The 5,323-nt window shown below is 60.4% G+C and carries 3 protein-coding genes; all 3 read right to left on the bottom strand.

Annotated elements, in window-relative coordinates:
- Positions 1-1,476 precede the first annotated feature (1,476 nt).
- Positions 1,477-1,959 (bottom strand): hypothetical protein, encoded by a 483-nt coding sequence (locus GY725_27130; GenBank protein MCP4007873.1) that lies wholly within the window; start codon positions 1,957-1,959, stop codon positions 1,477-1,479.
- A 388-nt stretch (positions 1,960-2,347) separates the two neighbouring features.
- Entirely contained in the window at positions 2,348-4,177 is a 1,830-nt protein-coding gene (locus GY725_27125; GenBank protein ID MCP4007872.1) for a hypothetical protein, read from the bottom strand.
- Between the two features lie 122 nt (positions 4,178-4,299).
- On the bottom strand, positions 4,300-4,998 hold the full coding sequence (locus GY725_27120) for a hypothetical protein (GenBank protein ID MCP4007871.1): 699 nt from the start codon (positions 4,996-4,998) through the stop codon (positions 4,300-4,302).
- Between the last annotated feature and the right edge of the window lie 325 nt (positions 4,999-5,323).

The following is a 5,323-nucleotide window of genomic DNA, read 5'->3' as shown; positions in this document are numbered from 1 at the left end:
GTGTGGTCTTCACTTCGCACATGTGGCACGAGCATACCAAATGGGAGCGTCTCGTCACATGTTCGTGCCACCTTCGGCAGCGCCCACAATTGCGACTTGAACGCTGCTTGTATTACGACGTATCCGTGTTGCACCGTCTGAACTTGCTTCGCTAGACACCGAAAGTATAGCCACCAGTCCGCTAGTTCATTACGAAACTTTGCCAACTGTTGTCGCATCTTCTTTTGCCTATGGATGCACTTCGCGGGTAACACATCAACGAACTCCGGCACTTGAAACCAGAGCATTATATTTTTCCCGTACTCGCAGAGCTCCTCATCGACAAGAATGTCTTGGCACCCCTCACGAGTCCGTAGGGTGACTACCCGGACGTCCATAGGACATTCCTTGATGAGTGCCTCACTCGTGTCTCGTGCTTCATGCGAACCCGGTTTCATGTGAACCACAAGGCATTTCTCGACGGCGGCTCCTGGCTTGTCATCGTCTTTACTGGTGTTGTCATGTTTTTGTTGTAAGCTGGCAGAACGCCCATCAACGCGTTCCCTCGGCGCAGGTAAACTGGGACACTGCTGTCCGGGAAGACCTTGATCGAGTCCGTCCTTCTCGGGTTCTTCGTCCTCCGACTCGGACGAATCGTGATTGCTGATGTTGTCGTACGCTCTTAACGTTCCTGGCTGCTCAAGCTCCTGGGCGTCTAGTTGACAATCTCGCATGCTCTGTTGAACCCGCTTCCGGATCTCATCTTCCAATCCAAACAATTTGATGAGACGGTCAGCCAATGACTCGGAAGGTTGAACATTCGGTAATCCTTGTAGCGATATAAACGTAAATTCGTAATTCAGTAAAATTGCACAAAGAGCAATCTATTGCACTTTTGCGTACAAAGGACAGAGAGGCCAATTTTCGAGAACTACGATTTTGGAACAAGAAAAGCGAGTTCGCGATAACTAGAGAACACCGTGGCGACACTGAGTAAATCTGATTTCGAGGCCATCGTGTAGCTTTCAAGGAACACTGCGAAGGAGTACAAACGAGAAGTCGTCATTAGCTGGTGGCATGGCGTCGTTGTCTGCGAGGGTGCTCAGGCCAGGGAAAGGAGGCGAGCAACGCTGCGTTCCGTGGTAATTACATAATTAATTAATTAATTAGTTCATCGATACACTCTTCATGCTATTGCGAGCTCGAATTATGCGAATAACGTGGGTATACTGGTGCAAGCGCGCATGCCGAGAATGGGAACCGAGGCGTGCAAACACCGAGGCCGAGTTCGACGAACGGACATCGCTCGAGACACGGCGATAATTTTTCTTGACGGGCGCGACGCATTCGCGTGAGTCAGCAGATGAACTCACCAGAAGCGAAGCCGCCCGCGTCAGCCCCTGAAGCAGCCGAGATTACAGTGCGCACTGCTGCCCCGCCAACGCGGGTAATTAATTAATTAATCGGTGCACGGTGTATGAACGCCGAGCCTGCTCTTCAACACCGAAGCACAGGCTCATCAACGAGGGTTCCGCGAGTCTCGGCCTCCATGAATTCGAGCACCGCGCGAGCGTTGCCGTCACTCAGTTTCCGCAAGACGTCGAGGACAGCTTCGCGAAACCGATGTGCCCAATCATTTTTGTGAACCCGCACACCGTAGGCATCCCACGCCGTCTTGAACCATTCCCAGTCCGTTGCCTGCTGTAGCGTGGGCTGCGCCCCGTGCTTGAACACGCGGTCCAGGACCTCGATGCGCCGCTTCTTCTCCGCCACTCCGCCAGCGCGGACGTGATCGGAACCGAGATCCTGAAGCGAGAAGGACCGCAGCACCGTCTTGAAGGCGTTCGCGTCCGCGGACGCCGCCAACGCGGCTCGAGCTCTCCTGATGCGCTCTTCCTCGTCTCGAAGTCGCGCGGCGTCAGCCTTGATCTGCTTGCGCGCGTCGGAAATCTCCGCGGCTGCCTTTCTCTTGCGGTCCATTTCCGCTTCCTCCAGCGCAGCCCGACTATGCAAAGCCCGAGCCACCGCAGGCGCCGTCTGGGATAGGCTTCGGACACGCTTCGTCTCCTGGTGCAGCGCGCGTCGCAGGTCCAACTCGAGGCTCGCGTTGCCCAAGGGCTGCACTTGCTGCAGCACGGACCGCAAGATGTCGAGGCGTTGCGCCTGGGCGTCGCCAGCCGCCGCGTCCTCCTCGTTGACCGCCGTGAACACGGCTGCGGGAGGCGGGAGCGGAAGAGGCTCCGCGACGTCGTCCTCTGACTCCGTGTCGGCGTCGTCGGCGGGGTCCTCGTCACCCTCGTCGTCTGGGAGAGTGTCAAGGATTCCACGAGCAGGGAAGCCCTGGAACGATAAATTGGCATGTAATTACTTAATTAATTGAGCAATAAGTGAATCCGAAAATTCGGCGGGGCAGGACTACCGCAGAACATCGCTGAAGCGGACTCTCGAATCCCGAAATCAACTCGTTAGGAAAGAAGCCAACCTCCACCAACGCAGACACCTGCTCATACGTCCAGGACAGTCGTCCCGCGGCGGCTTCCGTCTCGATGTCGACGACGAGCCTGTCGCGAACGGAGCTCATGCCGAGGCTGTCCCAGAAGCCCTTCGCCTCGCGTACGGCGAGGTGGTCCTGCGAGCCGTCCAGCGCGTTCGCGAGGCCGTTCTTCCAGAACCCAGTCGCTGCGGACTCGTGCAGGTGCCGTGCATTCCAGCACAAAGCCATCCACGCGAGGCAGTCTTCGTTCCTCGCGAACGGACAACGCAGCGGATGGAGGCGCTGTTGCAGGAGAGCGTCCGCTGACTCGAACCCGACGTAGCCACGACGCAAGGGCTGATGCAGGTCCGTGTCATTCGGCTGGCAGACGGAGGTAGCTCCACCGCCGTGGAGCACGAGCACGTATCCGCGTTCCCAAGCGAGCCGCCGCACGGCCTCAGTCATCTGAGGGGCGAACGCATCGAAAACGAGGATCCGCCAGCGGCGCGAGCCCGCCAACGCGGGTAGATGGCGCTCCATCCATGAAAGGACATGCTCCTCCCGATACGATCCTTTCAGGCTCGTGACAACCGTCAGCCACGGCGCCCAGGCAGGAATGACGAGCTGAAGAGAGGCCGCGAGTCTCTCGCCGTCAGCTTTGAACATGAGTTCGAGGCCTGGCGGTGAGGCGCCTGGCTCGACTGCCTCTTGACCTGCGGCCCCCGCCAACGCAGGTGCATAAGAGGAGCTGACTAACGTTTGCACACTCCAGCGGCTCCGTGTGCCAGCATGATCCTCCTTGATCGGCACGGTAGGAGCGCCTTTGAATGTCAGGGTCCCCATATTCTTGGACCCCGCCTCGTTCTTGTGAAAGGGCGACTGGTCTGCGTTGTGCAGGCTCAGGTCGTACCCGAGGACCGCGCGCGCCAAGGCCCGAACTCGGATCAGATTGGACCATGTGATCCGCAGTCTCTCCGTCAACACGGATTTCGGCACCTTGCTCTTGCGATTGGGCTGCCGAAAAGAGACCCGATACTCGTTCCGCCATCTCGACATCCAGTTGCGGTTGATCGTCGGTGGGTCTGGCTGCAGGTTGTGCTGGAAGCAGTCCAGAATGTAGTCCTCCACCAGCGCGGATGCCTTGACCTGCATCAGGGCGGACGGTATACGGGAAGACACCGACCGCCGAATGGAGCAGAAGAACTCGAACAGGAGCTGCCTCACAAGCGGCGCCTTCGACGGGCGACCTTGCATGCCAAGCGCCCTCACTGCTCGCTTGCAAGGGCCGCCACCGATGCCACTCTCCACGTCCTGCAGGAGCTGCAGCGAGCGGTACAGGCTCTGCCGAAGACGCTCCTTATCCTTGTCAGAGACACGCGCCGCGAGGGCCCAGTCGCCGAAACGACCGTAACTCAGGTGGAACGGATCCTGACCCTCATCGTAGCACCACTGTCGATAAGCGCGCGCTTGACTGAGACGCTGCTGCATCGGCTGCGGCACGCGGGAACGCACACCCGCAGTGAGCTTAAGGGGCGTCAGGCTCTGCTCCACGAACGCGGATTCTTTCCGCTCTGCGTCCACGCGCAGGAAGGCACTGTACGAGTCCACCATCGCCGCGAGCTGCGCATCGGTCAGCTTGGCGCACAGCCTGAGCACAGCGGGGGCCTGGTCGCCCACGAGACCCGCCGACCACTGCACGGCGGCGAACTCAATCGGGGCAACCACACGAGACGTCGCAGGAGTCGAGCTCGCGGACGACCCTGACGCAGCTTCTGCAGCACCTCAAGAGATCTCGAATGAAGATGGAAATCACTTAATTAATTTAAAGACTCGGTTGAACGAATCAATCACGCGGAAGCGCCTTCCGCCTCGCCACCATCCTGAGGCAGGAACTCCGCGCAGGCGATGAAGGCGTGCTGCAGCGACTTCTCGGCAACGCGGTCGACGAGCGCGCCCGCCAGGCGCTCGCGGAGCGCCTGGCGGACTTCTGGGCGGTCGGCGTGGCCGCCGACCGTGCAAAGAGCGTCGATGGCGCAGTCACCGTCGCACACGGTGCCCACGGTGATGCAGCCGAGGCGCTTATAGAACAAGTCGACAGGCAACGCCGACAACTCGGCTGCAGGTTCTGCGGCCGAGAACCCAGCGCCAGTCTCGGAGAGCTCTCCTGACGCTTCTGCTGCGGCAGACCCAGGGCCTGTTTCCGCGAACGCGGAAGCTGCCGCCCGCGACAAGGAAGCGGAACCAGGCGCGTCCTCCCTGAAGAGGGCCAGGAAATGGTTCACCTGGTCCAGCGGGTGCACCTCAGATACGGGGTATTGGTGGACAAAGCCAGCTGCATCCCCTTTCCGCACGCAGGCGACGATGTCGCCGAGCACGTCCTCGAGGCTGCCGTCGTCGTAAACTGGCGCATAGGTCTTGACCAGGTCGATGCGAGTGTTTCCCTCCCAGAGGTGCAGCCGCCGCTTCGTCATGACTGCGTAAAGCAGCAAGGCGAACTGGCCAACGTAGCGGCCAGGTCTCCTCAGCTCGAGGGCGTGCCGCAGCATCTGCTCGACGATGGCGCCTCTGCCTGCGGCCGCGTCGGGAGACCCTCCGTGGCAGCGCGGCTCTGCGGCGCAGCTTCCAGACGGCTGCGGCGGTCCGCTCGCCCCGCCAACGCAGGTGCCTGCACCGACAACGGCTGTCTCGGTGTAAACGAGCCTCGGCGGTGCTGCGAATCCGCCAGGCTGGGAGTACGGTAGCGTGAACGAGACCGCCTCCGAGGCTGGAGCCCTGTGGTCCAGAACTGTCTGCCACATAGCCTCGCTGGAGCAGCACGGCGGCGGCGGCAAAGGCGGCGGTGGCGGGGCGGATGGCGCAGCCGACCCCGCC

This window comes from bacterium, from assembly GCA_024226335.1.
Classification (GTDB): Bacteria; Myxococcota_A; UBA9160; order SZUA-336; family SZUA-336; genus JAAELY01.
This window is presented reverse-complemented; position numbering and strand designations above follow the sequence as displayed.